The 14,954-nt window shown below is 57.5% G+C and carries 16 protein-coding genes; 8 read left to right on the top strand and 8 right to left on the bottom strand.

Annotation, left to right across the window (positions count from 1 at the left end):
- From mmsB to O2N63_RS07455, 3 genes are all read left to right on the top strand, one after another.
- Positions 1–876 carry a 3-hydroxyisobutyrate dehydrogenase gene (gene mmsB / locus O2N63_RS07465; protein ID WP_271053624.1) on the top strand — a complete coding sequence of 292 codons (876 nt, stop codon included), beginning with the start codon at positions 1–3 and terminating at the stop codon, positions 874–876.
- 172 nt (positions 877–1,048) lie between these two features.
- Positions 1,049–1,708: a Crp/Fnr family transcriptional regulator gene (locus O2N63_RS07460; RefSeq protein ID WP_271053623.1), complete on the top strand. Its 660-nt coding sequence runs from the start codon at positions 1,049–1,051 to the stop codon at positions 1,706–1,708.
- 88 nt (positions 1,709–1,796) lie between these two features.
- Positions 1,797–1,985, top strand: coding sequence for a YgaP family membrane protein (locus tag O2N63_RS07455; RefSeq protein ID WP_271053622.1), 189 nt, complete (start codon positions 1,797–1,799; stop codon positions 1,983–1,985).
- 208 nt (positions 1,986–2,193) lie between these two features.
- On the opposite strand, the gene O2N63_RS07450 is transcribed toward O2N63_RS07455, so the two are convergent.
- From O2N63_RS07450 to O2N63_RS07430, 5 genes are all read right to left on the bottom strand, one after another.
- Positions 2,194–3,585, bottom strand: coding sequence for a TRAP transporter large permease (locus tag O2N63_RS07450; RefSeq protein WP_271053621.1), 1,392 nt, complete (start codon positions 3,583–3,585; stop codon positions 2,194–2,196).
- 3 nt (positions 3,586–3,588) lie between these two features.
- Positions 3,589–4,287 carry a TRAP transporter small permease gene (locus O2N63_RS07445; RefSeq protein WP_271053620.1) on the bottom strand — a complete coding sequence of 233 codons (699 nt, stop codon included), beginning with the start codon at positions 4,285–4,287 and terminating at the stop codon, positions 3,589–3,591.
- A 141-nt stretch (positions 4,288–4,428) separates the two neighbouring features.
- Positions 4,429–5,430: a DctP family TRAP transporter solute-binding subunit gene (locus tag O2N63_RS07440; protein ID WP_271053619.1), complete on the bottom strand. Its 1,002-nt coding sequence runs from the start codon at positions 5,428–5,430 to the stop codon at positions 4,429–4,431.
- Between the two features lie 348 nt (positions 5,431–5,778).
- Positions 5,779–6,570: an alpha/beta fold hydrolase gene (locus O2N63_RS07435; protein WP_271053618.1), complete on the bottom strand. Its 792-nt coding sequence runs from the start codon at positions 6,568–6,570 to the stop codon at positions 5,779–5,781.
- Between the two features lie 284 nt (positions 6,571–6,854).
- Positions 6,855–7,037, bottom strand: coding sequence for a hypothetical protein (locus O2N63_RS07430; RefSeq protein ID WP_271053617.1), 183 nt, complete (start codon positions 7,035–7,037; stop codon positions 6,855–6,857).
- A gap of 303 nt (positions 7,038–7,340) precedes the next feature.
- Here O2N63_RS07430 and O2N63_RS07425 point away from each other — a divergent pair, with 303 nt between their 5' ends.
- Entirely contained in the window at positions 7,341–7,652 is a 312-nt protein-coding gene (locus O2N63_RS07425; RefSeq protein WP_271053616.1) for a hypothetical protein, read from the top strand.
- A gap of 200 nt (positions 7,653–7,852) precedes the next feature.
- On the opposite strand, the gene O2N63_RS07420 is transcribed toward O2N63_RS07425, so the two are convergent.
- The 3 genes from O2N63_RS07420 to O2N63_RS07410 form a co-directional block, all read right to left on the bottom strand.
- On the bottom strand, positions 7,853–9,103 hold the full coding sequence (locus O2N63_RS07420) for a sigma-54-dependent transcriptional regulator (RefSeq protein ID WP_271053615.1): 1,251 nt from the start codon (positions 9,101–9,103) through the stop codon (positions 7,853–7,855).
- Positions 9,100–10,878: a sensor histidine kinase gene (locus tag O2N63_RS07415; protein ID WP_271053614.1), complete on the bottom strand. Its 1,779-nt coding sequence runs from the start codon at positions 10,876–10,878 to the stop codon at positions 9,100–9,102. Before O2N63_RS07415 ends, O2N63_RS07420 begins: the two co-directional genes overlap by 4 nt.
- A gap of 286 nt (positions 10,879–11,164) precedes the next feature.
- Positions 11,165–11,626, bottom strand: a complete 462-nt coding sequence (locus tag O2N63_RS07410) for an Lrp/AsnC family transcriptional regulator (RefSeq protein WP_271053828.1) — start codon at positions 11,624–11,626, stop codon at positions 11,165–11,167.
- Positions 11,627–11,766: 140 nt separating this feature from the next.
- On the opposite strand from O2N63_RS07410, the gene O2N63_RS07405 reads away from it, so the two are divergent.
- The 4 genes from O2N63_RS07405 to O2N63_RS07390 are packed head-to-tail and all read left to right on the top strand — an operon-like array spanning position 11,767 to position 14,893.
- Positions 11,767–12,087, top strand: a complete 321-nt coding sequence (locus tag O2N63_RS07405; protein ID WP_271053613.1) for a DUF2849 domain-containing protein — start codon at positions 11,767–11,769, stop codon at positions 12,085–12,087.
- Positions 12,080–13,744, top strand: a complete 1,665-nt coding sequence (locus O2N63_RS07400) for a nitrite/sulfite reductase (RefSeq protein WP_271053612.1) — start codon at positions 12,080–12,082, stop codon at positions 13,742–13,744. Before O2N63_RS07405 ends, O2N63_RS07400 begins: the two co-directional genes overlap by 8 nt.
- Positions 13,734–14,474 carry a phosphoadenylyl-sulfate reductase gene (locus O2N63_RS07395; RefSeq protein WP_271053611.1) on the top strand — a complete coding sequence of 247 codons (741 nt, stop codon included), beginning with the start codon at positions 13,734–13,736 and terminating at the stop codon, positions 14,472–14,474. The genes O2N63_RS07400 and O2N63_RS07395 overlap by 11 nt, the downstream gene beginning before the upstream one ends.
- Positions 14,471–14,893: a DUF934 domain-containing protein gene (locus O2N63_RS07390; protein WP_271053610.1), complete on the top strand. Its 423-nt coding sequence runs from the start codon at positions 14,471–14,473 to the stop codon at positions 14,891–14,893. The genes O2N63_RS07395 and O2N63_RS07390 overlap by 4 nt, the downstream gene beginning before the upstream one ends.
- Positions 14,894–14,954 lie beyond the last annotated feature (61 nt).

The following is a 14,954-nucleotide window of genomic DNA, read 5'->3' as shown; positions in this document are numbered from 1 at the left end:
ATGAAAATCGGATTTATCGGACTGGGCAACATGGGTGGCCCGATGGCCGCAAACCTCGCCAAGGCGGGTCATGAAGTCATCGGCTTTGACATGGCCCCGGTCGAGATCGAAGGCGTCACGATGGCGGCATCTGGTGCTGAGGCGGCGCAAGGTGCCGAGGTGGTGGTGACCATGCTGCCCAATGGGGCCATCTTGCGGGCTGTGGCCAATGAGATCATCCCGGCAATGGACAAGGGCGCGGCCTTTGTGGATTGCTCGACCGTGGATGTGGAAAGCGCCCGTACCGTGGCGGATCAGGCTGTGAATACGGGTCTTCTGGCCGTGGATGCACCTGTGTCCGGTGGCATCAGTGGTGCGGCCGGCGGCACGCTGACCTTCATGGCTGGCGGGTCGGACGCGGCGTTCGCCAAGGCCGATCCACTCTTTGACATCATGGGGCAAAAGGCTGTGCATTGTGGAGAGAGCGGGGCCGGTCAGGCCGCGAAGATCTGCAACAACATGATCCTTGGCATCACCATGGTCGGCACCTGCGAGGCCATTGCGCTGGCCGATAAGCTGGGGCTGGACCGGCAGAAAATGTTCGACGTGGTCAGCACGTCTTCCGGCTATAGCTGGACCATGAACGCCTATTGCCCTGCCCCCGGTGTGGGCCCGCAATCGCCCGCTGACAACGACTACAAACCCGGGTTCGCCGCCGAGCTGATGCTGAAGGATCTGCGCCTCAGCCAGAAGGCGGCCGAAGCCGCCGATGCTGACACGCCGATGGGCCAGCGCGCGACTGAACTTTACACCCAGTTTGTCGAGAATGAAGACGGTCTGGGTATGGATTTCTCGGCCATGTTGCCGCGTTTTGAGAAGCGCGGTCGCGAGGATTAAGCCGCGAATGCGAGGGGGCTCTGCCCCCTTCGATCCCCCGAGGTATTTCGGGCAAGAAAAAAGGGTGCGGATCTTTAGGGTCTGCGCCCTTTTTTGTTTGGGTGTGACAGTCTGCGCCATGTCGTTGTAGGTGCAACGTGTTAAAAGGAAATACGAACTGTGGGAGGTTCGAATGAGCTGGACACAAGACTGCGCAGGGATGGCCGGATTGGACGCCCCGGCCCGCGCGCTTCTAGACACATTGGCGCCTTTGGAAGTTCCCAAAGGTGCCACGCTCTTTTCGCCCGGAGAAGCCGTCAAGGGCTATGTGATGATGCTCTCTGGTCAGGTGGATGTGAACCTTGTTGGCCCCAACGGACGCGACATCCTACTTTACCAAGTGGCCCCCGGTGAAAGCTGCATTCAATCCACTTTGGGCCTGTTGGGAGGCGACGCCTATACCGGCGAAGCGCTGGCAGGAACGCCCTGTCGCCTTGTGTTGATTCCACGCGATGTGTTTTTCGCCCTACTGGACAGTTCACCCGGCTTTCGACGCCTTGTCTTTGCCGCCTTTGCGGAACGGATGCAGGCGATGATGCAACTTGTTGAAAATGTCAGTTTCTTGACTGTCGAAGCGCGACTGGCTGCGCTCATCCTGGACCGCGCGGGGCCGGACATGTGCCTGAGGATGACGCAGGCCGAAATAGCGACCGCCATTGGCTCGGCCCGCGAGGTTGTTTCACGCAGGCTCGACAAGATGGATCAGGCGGGGCTGGTCGCCCATGAGCGTGGGGTTGTAACCATTCTTGATGCGGCGCGGTTGGAAGAGATCCGGCGCGGCCCGGCGCTTTGAAATAATCTCCTGCGAATGTGACAGGGTCACATGCCTTTGCACCGCCCCTGTCCTATTTCTGTCCTCAGACAGAGATAGGAGATTTCTCATGACCAAAAATATCGGCGGTATCGACCGCATTATCCGTGCTGTTCTTGGTGCGGCTTTGATCCTTTGGGCGCTGATCGGGGGGCCGGTCTGGACCTGGATTGGCATTGTCCCGCTCGCCACTGCCGCAATTGGCTGGTGCCCACCCTATGCGATCTTCGGCATCAAGACCTGCAAAATGAAGCAGTGACCTAAAGCTTTTTGCAACCATTTCACTATAGGACTCATTTGGTTGATGAGTGAACGGAGATACCCGAAGACCATTCGGATCTCTTATTTTCCAAGAGTGCGTCACAAGTAATGGGGGCCGGCACGAAAGTGCGGCCCCCTTTTCTTGCTCTTGGCTTGGCGGAGTGCCCGAGGCGCAAAGCCGGGCAATCCAATCGCATGGCTGGCGATTATTTTGTTATGATCTCCGGCCCCATCAGCGTGGTCGGCAACCAAGTCGAAAGGAACGGGATATAGGTCACCATGATCAGGAAGACGAAGAGCACGGCGAGGAAGGGGGCCGCGGCGCGCACCACTTTCATCATCGGCATCCCGGCCACCCCGGAGGTCACGAAGAGGTTCAGCCCCACCGGCGGTGTGATCATCCCGATCTCCATGTTCACCACCATGATGATGCCCAGGTGGATCGGGTCCACGCCCAGCTCAATCGCAATCGGGAACACCAGCGGTGCGACGATCACGATCAGGCCCGAGGGTTCCATGAACTGACCACCAATCAGCAGGATCACGTTCACGATGATCAGGAACATGATCTTACCAAAGCCCGCCGAGAGCATTGCGTTGGCAATCTGCTGCGGGATCTGCTCGTCCGTCAGAACGTGCTTCAAGATAAGCGCGTTGGCAATGATGAACATCAGCGTGATGGTCAGCTTGCCTGCATCAAACAGCGTCTTGCGGGTATCTTCGTGGAAAAACGCGGTGATCAGCGCCTGCGGACGTTGGAACACAGTCTTTTTGCCATTGCCCTTGTCGGCCAGTGGACCCATGTCGCGATAGACGAAGGTGGCCACAATGAAAGCGTAGACAGAGGCCACGGCAGCAGCTTCGGTCGGTGTAAACAGCGCCCCGGTGATGCCTGGAATGCCGTAGATACCAACCATGATGATCACGATCAGCAAGAGCCCCCAAACCGCGTCGCCAAAGCTTTCAAGAACCTCTCTGACGCCGGCAAACTCGCCTTTCGGCATGTCCTTGATCGTGGCAATCACATAGATCGCGATCATCAGCATGACACCGGCCATGATGCCTGGAATGACACCGGCGAGGAACATCCGGCCGACCGAGACCTCAACGGCCGACGCATAAACCACCATCACGATGGAAGGCGGAATGAGGATGCCCAACGTACCGGCGTTACAGATCACACCTGCGGCAAAATCCTTGGTGTAGCCCACCTGACGCATCGCGGCGATCACGATTGTCCCGATGGCCACAACAGTGGCAGGGGATGATCCGGACAGAGCGGCGAAGAGCATACAGGCAAACACACCTGCAATCGCCAGACCGCCCCGCATGTGCCCCACACAGGCGATTGAGAAACGGATGATCCGCTGCGCCACGCCCCCGGTTGACATGAAGGAGGATGCAAGGATGAAGAAGGGAATGGCCAAGAGCGTGTAATGCCCTGCCTCCGCTTGATAAAAGCTCTGTGCAACAGACGCCAGTGAGGTATCAGAGAACAGCAGCAGGAAGATGATCGAGCTCATGCCCAGCGCAACCGCAATCGGTACACCGATCATCAAAAAGCCGATGACCATCAGGAAAAGAAAGATGACATCCATGGATCAGGTCCCCGGTTTCTGGTTTGCAGCGTCGTCACCATTGGCGTCGCCGTCATTATCATGTTGGATCTGGTCGATCTCATCCTCGACCTCGTGGCTGACAATCAGGCTGTCCTGACGGCCTTTCCAAATGCGAATGGTCGCTTGCACAAAGCGGTAAAGCAGCAGCGCCATACCGACAGGCAGGATCGAATAAGGGATCACCCGGGGCAGTTTGTCATAGGTTTCACCCTGATTGATCATGCCCTCAAGAAAGCGGAGGAAATCCGGCATCGGCACCTGATCGGTGATGTACCAGGCCTGATCACGGGTCTTTTCAAACCCGGTCGGGAACCAGCGGCCCGAGGTCCGGTCCAGCGCCGCATAAGGCGCCCAGTAATCCCATGCTCCTTTCAAGAGCAGGAAGGCATATGCAATGCAGATCGCAGCCGCAATCAGCGCCACCGTCTTGCGTGCGCCTTCGGGCAGCGTGTTGGTCAGCGCGTCAACGCCGAGATGGGCGGTGATCTTGACCCCGTAGCTCACACCGAACAGCACCAGCCAGGCAAAGAGGATCAGAACGACCTCAAGTCCCCAGATGATCGAACTGTTGAACACGTAGCGTAGCACGACATTGATAAAGGTGATCATAGTCATCAGGCCCAGAAGAACAGCAATCACCGTTTCTTCGAACCTGTGTTTATGTGTGGATGAATGGCTCATATCGTCCCCTTCTCGCCCCTCTTCTCAAGATCGGGCGCGCAAAACTCTTCTTCGGAATTTTGACGGAGTTTTGGGAAATTCCGGGGCCGTAATCGGGTCACGGCCCCGGAACGTCACATGTAGTCAATACACGTAAGCGGATTAGTACATCGCGTTGATGTCTTGGGCAGCGGCGATATTCTCGGCGCCTACGTCACCTTCAAACTGCGACCAGACCGGTTTCATCGCGGCAACCCATGCTTCGCGCTGCTCACCGGTCAGCTGACGGACCACACCACCGGCCTCGATGATCGATTGTTTGGCGGCTTCGTTCACGGCAAAGGCTTCGCCATTACGGGTTTTCGAAACTTCGTCCATGATGGTGGCCAGTTGATCACGCACGTCGCCCGGCAGACCTTCCCACCAGTCCACATTGGTCACAACCAGATAGTCAATGATGCCGTGGTTGGTTTCAGTCACACCGTCCTGCACCTCAAAGAACTTCTTACCGTAGATGTTCGACCAGGTGTTTTCCTGACCATCCACAACGCCGGTTTGCAGCGCGCCATAGACTTCCGAGAAGGCCATCGGCTGCGGGCTTGCACCGATTGCTTCCATCTGGGCGACCAGCACGTCCGAGGTCTGTACGCGGAATTTGAGACCAGCGGCATCAGTCGGCAGTTCCAGCGGCTGGTTGGCCGAGAATTGCTTCAGACCATTGTGCCAGAAGGCCAGCCCCAGAAGGCCGCGGCGGGTCATCGTTTCTTTCATCGCCTGACCGGTTTCCGACTGTTGGAATGCGTCCACAGCATCCATGTTCTTGAACATGAAGGGCAGGTCAAAGATGCGGAACTTCTTGGTGAAGGCTTCGAACTTCGACAGCGAAGGCGCGGCCATCTGCACGTCACCCTGCAGCATCGCCTCAAGCACCTGGTTGTCGTTATAGAGGGTCGAATTCGGGAACACCTCCATACAGGCTTTGCCGTTCATCTCGTCGTTCACACGCTGCTCCAGAAGCGAGGCAGCGATCCCCTTCGGGTGCTTGTCGGCATTGGTCACGTGGCTGAACTTGATCACGATCTCGCCATCATCACAGGCCGCCTGCGCGGTGCCCATGGAAACGGTGAGAGCGATGGCCGAAGCGGCCAGAGTAAGGAATTTCATAAGGTGTCCTCCCAGACAGAATTGCTTCCTACATCCTCGAAACGGATGTTGCAGCCATTGGGGCATGGGGTGGGAAGCCCTGCCAAGGGGAGAGGGTGTGGTTGCGCTAACGGTGACATTTTGCGTTATATTTCATGATATTGCTTGAGTTTTGGGCAGATTGGAATTTGCGCGAGCAGGTCAAGTGGGCGAAATTCCACACAGGGCAAATGCGGGCTGTGCGGATTTTCACACACCGAGCCAGAAAGGACGAATCATAGTGGCTTTTGCAACATACGGGAAAGAGCTCGGTCATCGTGGATGAATTGGCAGCGCATACTCAGTGTCCGCAATGAGCCCATTATGACGTCAAGTTAAGGCGCTTAGGACAATGGGATTGATTACATCCGGTTTGGTCATTGCCGCCATGTGACCACCGCGCTCAATCTGCTTAAAGCGCCATTCAGGAACGTGCTCTTTCATCAGCTCGACTATCTCACGAATGGACCGGACTGTATCTCTTGCTGACACAATAGTCGTATCGTTGGGCAAATCCCTCTGCCATTCCGCAAATGACTTTACTTCATTCATCACCGCATCCCACTCATGGAAGTTTGGAATTAACGCTCGTGCGAATTTGGCCTTTCGATCATCAGGCATAGCATCCCAGCTTCCAGCGCCGGTCCAATAATTCGCAAACACTTCAGCGGCTGCTGCCCATGTCCCAGATTTCCCGTTGGACTTGATCGCATCCCGCAAAATGACCGCTTCTTGATAAGCCTCGGCGCGTTCAAATTTCTGCAGAAGGTAGAATGGGTTAGGTTCGATTAGGACCAAGCGGCGAACTTTGTTGTTGAACATTGCAGCCGCCATCATCGCAACGCAGCCACCGAATGAGTGTCCAACAATCGAAATCTTGCCAGTTCCCTTCGGCAAAAAGGGTTCGATTAACCTAGCCTGGTCTGTCAATCGTTGCGTGCCATCAACTTCCCATGAACGGGTGTCGCCATAACCAAACAGGTTGATCGCAATAACGTGAAAATCGTTAGAAAGCGTCTCCATCAGGCTTCGCCATTGTTTGGCACCTGCAACACTTGAGTGAACGAGAATTACCTTTTCGCCACTTCCGGTTTCGATGAAATCCGTCTCGCCTAGTTTCATAGTCTGCCTCCCAGTAGACCTATCTATTAGATGTAACATGCGATTGTTGAATCCAGAAAATGGTTAGGATGCGACAAACCCTCAACGGCAACTTCGTCCCGCAAATCCGACATTCACCCCCGATAATCCTCCGCCCTGATCCCATACCGGGTCAGCTTGTCGTAAAAGTCTTGCGCGGGGGAGTTTCAGGTCTTTTGCCGCCGCCGTACTCCCCATGACGCCGTAGCGCTTCGATCACTAAAATGGACCATCCCAACCCCAATTGCTCGGCATCGCCGGTCAAATCACCCTTGGTTTGGACCACGAATTGAGCGAATGGATTCGCGGATCGCTTTCCAATCCTCTGCTTGGTCGGTATGTCCGGCCTCTTCGCATTCCCGCATTTTCTGAGCGGCTTCCGCCTCGGCTTTGTCGCCGTGGGCGTCATACAAAGCACGCGCATATTCTCTGATTTTCGCAAACTCCATTTTATCCTCCGTACAATCGACGGGAACGGCATGCGTTTTAAACCGCTCCGCTTTCCCTATTATACATCAGAAGCTTGTTTGGTCACTTCACACCCCGTCCAAAGCAGGTATTCCGTTTCCGGCACGGGCATAACACCGGTTCAAAGCTGGTGGACTTTGGCTGCTGCCGTGCCCCTGCCCCCGTGACGCTTCTGTACCAAGAGCAAAAAGCAAATATGGCAGAAATGTGACAGAAAGCCTTTTTTCGTGTATTCTGGAAAGTCTCAACCAAATTGGAGTTTTTTTAAATCTAGGAGGAGAATTATGAGAAAGTTTTGGATTGTTTTTTCTTCCATCGCATTGATGCCCGGTAGCATTGCCATTGCTGGGCCACTAGAGGGCCTCGAAAAGAACATCGACCGCAATCGCGCGATGACCATCGAAACGTCCCCTGACGGCAATGACTATGCAAGTACCGATGACTATGGCGTGACATTGGGGTCCGATATCATCGGGGTAAAAAATGGCCAAGGTGGCGTTCATGCCAATGACCAGAGTGTTGTCAGCCCTTGGCGCAGCCTCGGTTGCAATGGTGGCACCCGGATAGACCTGGATCGCAGTGGAGGGGCTTGCTAGGGCTCCGCGAAAGCTCTGTGCCCGGACTACGGGACCGTATTAGAAGATCTTTTTCGATTGGAATGCTAGCCCGGGCACATGTTTGGATGGACGAGGATATCTCGGACAATCATCCACGACAGCCGCACATTCAAAAGGCTCTGTCATAGATTGATGTGGTGCATGCCCGGGACAACTTTCGTCCCTTAAGGTGTGCCACTTCACCCCCGGTAATCCTCTGCCCTGATCCCATGACGGGTCAGCTTGTCGTAGAACGTCTTACGCGGGAGTTTCAGGTCGCGGGCCGCTGCCGTGGCGCCGCCGCCGTGGCGGCGTAGTGCTTCAATCAAAAGGGTGCGTTCGACTTGGGCGAGCTGCTGCGCAAGGCCCGGACGTTCGCCCTCGCCATCCTCAACATCCCCCAGCCCCAAGCCCATCGCAAAGCGCATCGCCGTGTTCATCAGCGCGCGCGCATTCCCCGGCCAGTCCTGCGCCATCAGTTGCGAGATCACCTCTTGGGTGATTTCCGGCGGCGTCAGTGCAGCCTGTTCGCTGGCAATCGACACGTAATGACGAAAGAGCACCGGGATATCATCCTTTCGTTCACGAAGGGCCGGGATACGCACGCGCAACACATCAAGCTTGTAAAAGAGATCCGGGTTGAACCGCCCCTCGGCCACTTCTTCGGCCAGATCGCGATAGGTGCCGACCACAACACGGGCGTTCCCATCGTGCTCCCCTCCGTGTTCAAGCAAGTCCAGAAGTGCAAACTGCGCTGTGGGATCCAGCGCAGCAATCTCATCAAGGAACAATGTTCCTCCATCGGCGCGCTCATACGCCTCGGTCAGCGCCTCGGGTGTCAGCCCCGCGGCGGGGCGTTTCACCAAGGGGCGCATAGCCCCACCTGAAAGCAGGTGCACGACCTCGGCCACTTTCGCCGTGCCCGACCCCGGTTCGCCGCAAATCAGCACCTCAGCCTGCATGCTTGCGACAGCACGCACCCGCGATCGCAGCTCTTCGGCCTGCGCGCTTTCCCCAAACAAAAGTCGCGAAGCCGCATCGCCCTTTTCGAGGGACTGTTTCAGGGCACGGTTTTCCAGAACCAGCGCACGGGTTGCCAATGCGCGTTCGACAACCGAGAGAAACTGCGTTGTTTCACAGGGCTTTTCAAGGAAATCAAAGGCCCCCGCATTCATGCCCCGCACCGCCATCGGGATATCCCCCTCGCCGGTCAAGAGGATCACCGGCAGGTCGGCATCCACCCCCAACGCCCAGTCCAGAAGCTGAAACCCATCCTTGCCGGGCATACGGATGTCGCTAACGACAATCCCTTCAAAGGTCTCGGAGACATGGTCTTTGGCTTCGATATAGCTTCTCGCAAGGATCGGGTCATAGCCGGCCAGATCGAGCGTCTGGCCCAGCGCCTCGCGCACCATTGCGTCATCATCCACCAAAAGCACGCGTTGGGTCATTTGCCCTCTTCCTCGCTCCAATATTCCAGCTCGACCGTGAACACCGCACCCCCATTGGCGTTGCGTCCGCGAATATCTCCACCGAAACTCTGCACCAGACCATAAGAGATCGAGAGGCCAAGCCCCATCCCCTCATCGCCCACCTGCTTGGTGGAATAGAAGGGTTCGAAAATCTTGTCGGGATCGGCAATGCCCGGTCCACTGTCCCGGACCGAAACCGCAATACGCCCGTCCTCGACGAGGTCGATCGCGATGTGTTTTTCGTCCTGCCCCACCATGGCATCCGCTGCATTGTTGATCAGGTTTACAAAGACCTGTCCAAGACGCACCTCTCCGCCACGGGCAAAGACCGGGTGCGGTGGCGGTGTCCAATCCAGTGAAACACCGTCGGCACGCAGGCGCGAATTGGACAGTTCAACTGAAGCATCAATAACTTGCACGATATCCACCTTGCCCAAAGGTTCACTTTCATTGCGGGCAAAGGCGCGCAGGTTCTTGATGATCCGGTCCATCCGCCCCGCCAATTCCGAGATCCGGTCGAGATTGGTCCCGGCCTTTTCAGCATTACCGCGCTTCAAAAATTCAGTGCCATTGTCCGCAAAGCTGCGAATGGCCATCAGGGGTTGGTTGAGTTCATGGCTGATCCCCGCCGACATCTGCCCAAGCGCCGAGAGCTTGCCCGCCTGCACCAGATCCGCCTGCGCCTGACGCAGCTCGTCATTGGCTTCGCTCAGGGCCTGGGTGCGCTGTGCCACCCGCGCCTCAAGCCGGGCATTGGCGGCTGCCTCGACTGCCAGACGTTCCGACAGCGCCCGGCGCCGCTCCGCCAACACAAGAAGTGCGGCCCCAAACACCAGAAAGACCGCAGCCGCCACCGCAGCCTGCATGGTCGCAACACGGATTGCCGGTGCCGTATCGAGCAGGATTTCCCCGGTCAACCCGATTACAGGCAAGTCCACCGCAAGGTGCAGCGCCTGCCCGGGAAGATAAGGCCCACCATCCAATGTCCAAACGTCATGGCCGAACCAACGCTGGAGATTGTGGCTGGGAAAGCCTTCGTCCCCGAACCGGTCGGTGAGCACAAGTTCAGAGCGGTTGGTTACAAAGACCTGCCCGCGATCATTCACGAAATAGATGGCCGTCGCAGTGGTGGGCCAATTCTGTTCGAACAGCCAGATATCCACTTCGGCCACAACCGCCCCCTGAGCACGCCCCCGCCCCGTGTAGACCGGGGCAGCAAACGTAAAGAGACGTCGAGTTAATCCGTTCTCGGCGACACGTGTTGTATTGGTTGCCCCAAGCGCACCGGTCAGCGCGCGATACACGGGCTCTTGCTCCGGATTACGCAGATCCGGGGATGTTTCAGAGACGGCAAGAATGCGTCCGTCCCGGTCCACCAGTGTAATTGACTGCGCCCCGGTCTTATCAGCCGTCGAGCGCAGTAAAGCCGTTGCCTCTCGCGCCACACCCTGTCCTTTCAAAAGCGCCACAAGATCAGGATGCTCGGCCAGCAGCACTGCCAGCTCGCGGTATCGCAACAGGTGGCGGGTGAGCCGGTCTGAGGCCAGTGTCAAATCCGTGCGGCCCCGCTCCTCAAGTCCCTTGAGCGCCGATTGCCACGACAGCGCCCAAACCCCGGCGCTGAACGCGGCCACCAGGATGATAAAGGCGAGAACCCATTTGGATCGCAATGACTTGACCATGAGCGGAGCATAGAAAGAGGCACCAGGATTGACCACCCGGTTTAGGCTTCGGGCATCCGTAGGGCCAGCCATGTGCTGACGCACCCGCCTTGTCGGATGGCGTGGCCTCGCTTCGCTCGGCAGATTTCTTGCCTTCGGCGAAGGTATTTTCGGCAAGAAAAAAGAGAGGGGGGCACCCTCTCTTTTCAAAGCTCGGAATTGCTATCCTGCGCTTCTTCCTTGCGCGGCCATCGGCGCCTCCGCCTGTTCCGCACATACATCCTGGCAGACATTGATTAACGCATCGTTGCGCCTTTTTCTTGCTCGAAATACCTCGGGGAGAGCCGCGCATGCGGCGAGGGGCAGCGCCCCTTCCCTCTCAGATTGGCAATTCGGTGGAAAACTTGATCTCTTCCATCGACAAAAGCGCGGTCACGTTGAAGATCTTCACTTCGGAAATCAGCGCCTGATAGAACACATCATAGGCGCGGGCGTTTTCCACACGGACCTTGAGGATATAATCGATCTCGCCCGCGAGCCGGTGTGCTTCCATCACTTCGGGCCGCTCACGCAGGGCCTTGAGGAATTTGTTCTGCCAATCCGCCTCGTGTTCGGCGGTGCGGATCAGGACAAAGAAACAGGCCTCAAATCCAAGGCTGTCCGCATCCAGCACCATGGTGTTCTGACCGATCACCCCGGCCTCGCGCATCTTGCGAATGCGATTCCACACAGGCGTCTTGGAAGACCCCACTTTTCGGGCAATTACGTCAAGGGATTGGCCTGCATCGCTTTGCAGCTCACGCAGGATTTTCTTGTCGATCTCATCGAGCCGAACGGACATTCCGGTTTTTCCTCTTTTCCAGGTCAGGCGTTCCATGCGGCGCCTATAGAGGAACAATTTTCCTTATCTACCGCAGGCGAGTGCCATTTGCAGGGAAAATGTCCTATATACACCTCGAATGCAACAGGAAAGGACTGGCCATGCCGCGCCCGTTTACGCCCAAAATCGTGACCGCAAATGATCTTGTCACCGGCGATGTGATTTACCTCGCCCAAGATGGAAGCTGGGTGGGTGAAATGTGTATGGCCGCTCTCCTTGATGAAGAAGATGCGGCAAATGCCCGTCTTTTCGAGGCCGAAACCCAGCCGCATATCGCGGTGGGCCCTTATTTGGCCGACGCAAAAGCGGGTGCCAACGGCCCCGAACCCACCCATTTCCGCGAAGCCTTCCGGGCGAAAGGCCCGTCGAACCGCCTTCACGGCAAACAGGAACGCCAGCAAGAGGTGCAAGCTCATGTATGATTATGCTGATTTCGACAATCACTTTGTCCGCAATCGCACCGCCCAGTTCCGCAAGCAGGTGGAACGCCGGGTGTCAGGCGCGCTGACCGAAGATGAATTCAAGCCGCTGCGCCTGATGAATGGCGTTTACCTGCAGCTGCATGCCTATATGCTGCGGGTCGCGATCCCCTATGGCACTCTCGATCCGAACCAGATGCGCCAACTGGCTTATCTGGCTGAGAAGTTTGACAAGGGGTATGGCCATTTCACCACCCGTCAGAACATCCAGTACAACTGGCCTCACCTGACCGACATCCCGGACATGCTGGATGCGCTGGCTGACGTGCGCATGCATGCCATCCAGACCTCGGGCAACACCATTCGCAACGTGACCGCGGACCATTTCGCGGGCGCAGCGGCGGATGAGATCGAAGATCCGCGTCCCACGGCCGAGCTCATCCGCCAATGGTCCACCGATCACCCTGAATTCCAGTTCCTGCCGCGAAAGTTCAAGCTGGCGGTCACTGGATCAAAGGAAGATCGTGCCGTGACCAAGGCGCATGACGTGGGCATCCGTATCGTCGAGCGTGATGGTGAGGTTGGCTATGAGATCATCGTTGGCGGTGGTCTTGGCCGCACACCGATCATTGGTCAGGTGCTCAATGACTTCCTGCCGCGCGAAGATCTGCTGCCCTATCTGGAAGCGATTGTCAGCGTCTACAACACGCTGGGCCGCCGCGACAACAAGTACAAGGCGCGCATCAAGATCACCACGATGGAGAACGGGATCGAGAAGATCCGCGACTTGGTCGATGAGAAATTCGCCCAGCTGCGCCCGCAATTCAGCGGCGTAGATCAGGAGCATTTCGCCCGTATCAAAGCAAGCTTCCCGAACCCGGAGCTGAAATCGGCTGACACTGGTGCTTATGACGCCGCCTATGCCACCGACCCTGGGTTCCGCAGCTTTGCCGACACCAACCTGTCAGCGCATCGCGATGCAGAGCACGCCATTGTGACCATCTCGCTGAAAGCCCATGGCGACACCCCCGGTGACGCCACCGCCGAGCAGATGCGGGTGATGGCCGATCTGGCAGAGCGATATGGCTATGACGACATTCGCATCAGCCATGAGCAGAACGTGATTCTCCCCCATGTGCACAAGGGTGATCTCCCCGCGGTTTACGCGACCCTTCGTGCGTATGGTCTGGCCACGGCCAATGCCGGTCTGATCTCGGACATCATCGCTTGCCCGGGCATGGATTACTGCGCATTGGCCACGGCCCGCGCCATTCCGGTGGCGCAAAATATCGCGGAACGCTTTGACGAGCTGAAGCTCGAGCATGACATCGGGCCGATCAAGCTGAAGATCTCGGGCTGCATCAATGCCTGCGGACACCACCACCTGGGCCATATCGGCATTCTGGGTCTGGACCGCGCCGGTGTTGAAAACTACCAGATCACCCTTGGTGGTGACGGTGGGGCGGACACGGTGATCGGCAAACGCGCCGGGCCGGGCTTTTCGTATGACCAGATCGTGCCGGCGATTGAACGCATCCTGCTGGCCTATCTCGACCTGCGCGATGGACCAGACGAGACCTTCCTCGACGCCTTCCGCCGTCTGGGTGAAGCGCCGTTCAAGGCTGCCCTTTATCCGGAGGACAAAAGCAATGCCGCTTGAAGCCCCCCTTGCCCCGCTGGAAGAGCGCGTTGCTGATCTGAACGCACGCTACAAACACCATTCGGCCACACAGGTGGTCCGGGATGCACTGGCTGCACCCGAAATCGGGCCACTGGCTATGGTGTCGAGCTTTGGTGCCGAAAGCGTTGTGCTGTTGCACATGGTTGCGCGAGCTGATCGCACGACCCCGGTGATCTTTCTGGACACACAGATGTTGTTTCAGGAAACGCTCGATTATCAGGTTGAGGTCTCAGAAAAGCTGGGCCTGACCGATGTGCGGGTTATCCACCCGGATACCGATCAGGTGTTCAAGCGTGACCCGGACAACATCCTGCATCTGGCGGATACCGATGCCTGCTGCGACCTGCGCAAGGTCGAACCGCTGGCCAATGCCATCGCACCGTTTGACGGTTGGATCACTGGGCGCAAACGCTTTCAGGGCGGCAAGCGCGTAGACCTGCAGTTTTTCGAGATCGAAGACGGCCGGATCAAGGTGAACCCGCTGGCCCACTGGGCACCGGAAGATGTGCAGGATTACATGATCAACAACCGCCTGCCCCGCCACCCGCTGGTCGGGCGCGGCTTTCCGTCGATCGGCTGTGCCCCGTGCACCTCGCCGGTGAAACCCGGCGAAGACCCGCGTGCGGGCCGCTGGCGCGGTGCGGAAAAAACGGAATGCGGCATCCATTTTGTCGATGGCAAGATGGTGCGTGTAGGAGCTGAACAATGACTGTGATTGTACATGATGAGGGATTTGCCTCTGAAACCTGGGAACATGGTTTCGCCTCTGTGGACGAGCGCGCGGCCAATGACACGCGCGGGTTGGACCTGCCGTCGGACACTGATCCGGGGGAACTGGGCAAGCTGATGCTGGGCGTCGACGCCATTCGCATCGACTTCCCGTCTTTTGCCGATGGGCGCGGGTTTTCGCTGGCACGTCAGCTGCGTAACTTGGGCTTTCAAGGCCTACTGCGCGCCGCAGGCCATGTGATCAGTGACCAATACGCCATGGCACGCCGCTCGGGTTTTGATGAGGTGGAAATCTCGGACGAACTGGCTGCCCGCCAACCTGAAGAAGAGTGGGTCTATCGCGCCGACTGGAAGGCCTATGACTATAGGTCGCGCCTGATGGGCGCGGCTCAGGCCTAGACCCCCCTCACCACAGACCATATATAGCAACATGAAAGGCCGGGGCAGATCGCCCCGGTAA

Origin of the sequence: Aliiroseovarius salicola (assembly GCF_027891095.1) — a bacterium.
In the GTDB taxonomy this organism is placed as follows: Bacteria; Pseudomonadota; Alphaproteobacteria; order Rhodobacterales; family Rhodobacteraceae; genus Aliiroseovarius; species Aliiroseovarius salicola.
The sequence above is the reverse complement of the archived record's forward strand: the minus strand, read 5'-3'. Positions and strand labels throughout refer to the sequence as shown.

Bases quoted from the DNA above. Each gene is read 5' to 3' on its own strand.
- O2N63_RS07455 (WP_271053622.1), top strand. From the start codon at position 1,797: ATGACCAAAAATATCGGCGGTATCGACCGCATTATCCGTGCTGTTCTT.
- O2N63_RS07445 (WP_271053620.1), bottom strand. From the start codon at position 4,287: ATGAGCCATTCATCCACACATAAACACAGGTTCGAAGAAACGGTGATT.
- O2N63_RS07435 (WP_271053618.1), bottom strand. From the start codon at position 6,570: ATGAAACTAGGCGAGACGGATTTCATCGAAACCGGAAGTGGCGAAAAG.
- O2N63_RS07425 (WP_271053616.1), top strand. From the start codon at position 7,341: ATGAGAAAGTTTTGGATTGTTTTTTCTTCCATCGCATTGATGCCCGGT.
- O2N63_RS07390 (WP_271053610.1), top strand. From the start codon at position 14,471: ATGACTGTGATTGTACATGATGAGGGATTTGCCTCTGAAACCTGGGAA.
- O2N63_RS07450 (WP_271053621.1), bottom strand. From the start codon at position 3,585: ATGGATGTCATCTTTCTTTTCCTGATGGTCATCGGCTTTTTGATGATC.
- O2N63_RS07420 (WP_271053615.1), bottom strand. From the start codon at position 9,103: ATGACCCAACGCGTGCTTTTGGTGGATGATGACGCAATGGTGCGCGAG.
- O2N63_RS07405 (WP_271053613.1), top strand. From the start codon at position 11,767: ATGCCGCGCCCGTTTACGCCCAAAATCGTGACCGCAAATGATCTTGTC.
- O2N63_RS07400 (WP_271053612.1), top strand. From the start codon at position 12,080: ATGTATGATTATGCTGATTTCGACAATCACTTTGTCCGCAATCGCACC.
- O2N63_RS07460 (WP_271053623.1), top strand. From the start codon at position 1,049: ATGAGCTGGACACAAGACTGCGCAGGGATGGCCGGATTGGACGCCCCG.
- O2N63_RS07410 (WP_271053828.1), bottom strand. From the start codon at position 11,626: ATGTCCGTTCGGCTCGATGAGATCGACAAGAAAATCCTGCGTGAGCTG.
- mmsB (WP_271053624.1), top strand. From the start codon at position 1: ATGAAAATCGGATTTATCGGACTGGGCAACATGGGTGGCCCGATGGCC.
- O2N63_RS07415 (WP_271053614.1), bottom strand. From the start codon at position 10,878: ATGGCTGGCCCTACGGATGCCCGAAGCCTAAACCGGGTGGTCAATCCT.
- O2N63_RS07395 (WP_271053611.1), top strand. From the start codon at position 13,734: ATGCCGCTTGAAGCCCCCCTTGCCCCGCTGGAAGAGCGCGTTGCTGAT.
- O2N63_RS07430 (WP_271053617.1), bottom strand. From the start codon at position 7,037: ATGGAGTTTGCGAAAATCAGAGAATATGCGCGTGCTTTGTATGACGCC.
- O2N63_RS07440 (WP_271053619.1), bottom strand. From the start codon at position 5,430: ATGAAATTCCTTACTCTGGCCGCTTCGGCCATCGCTCTCACCGTTTCC.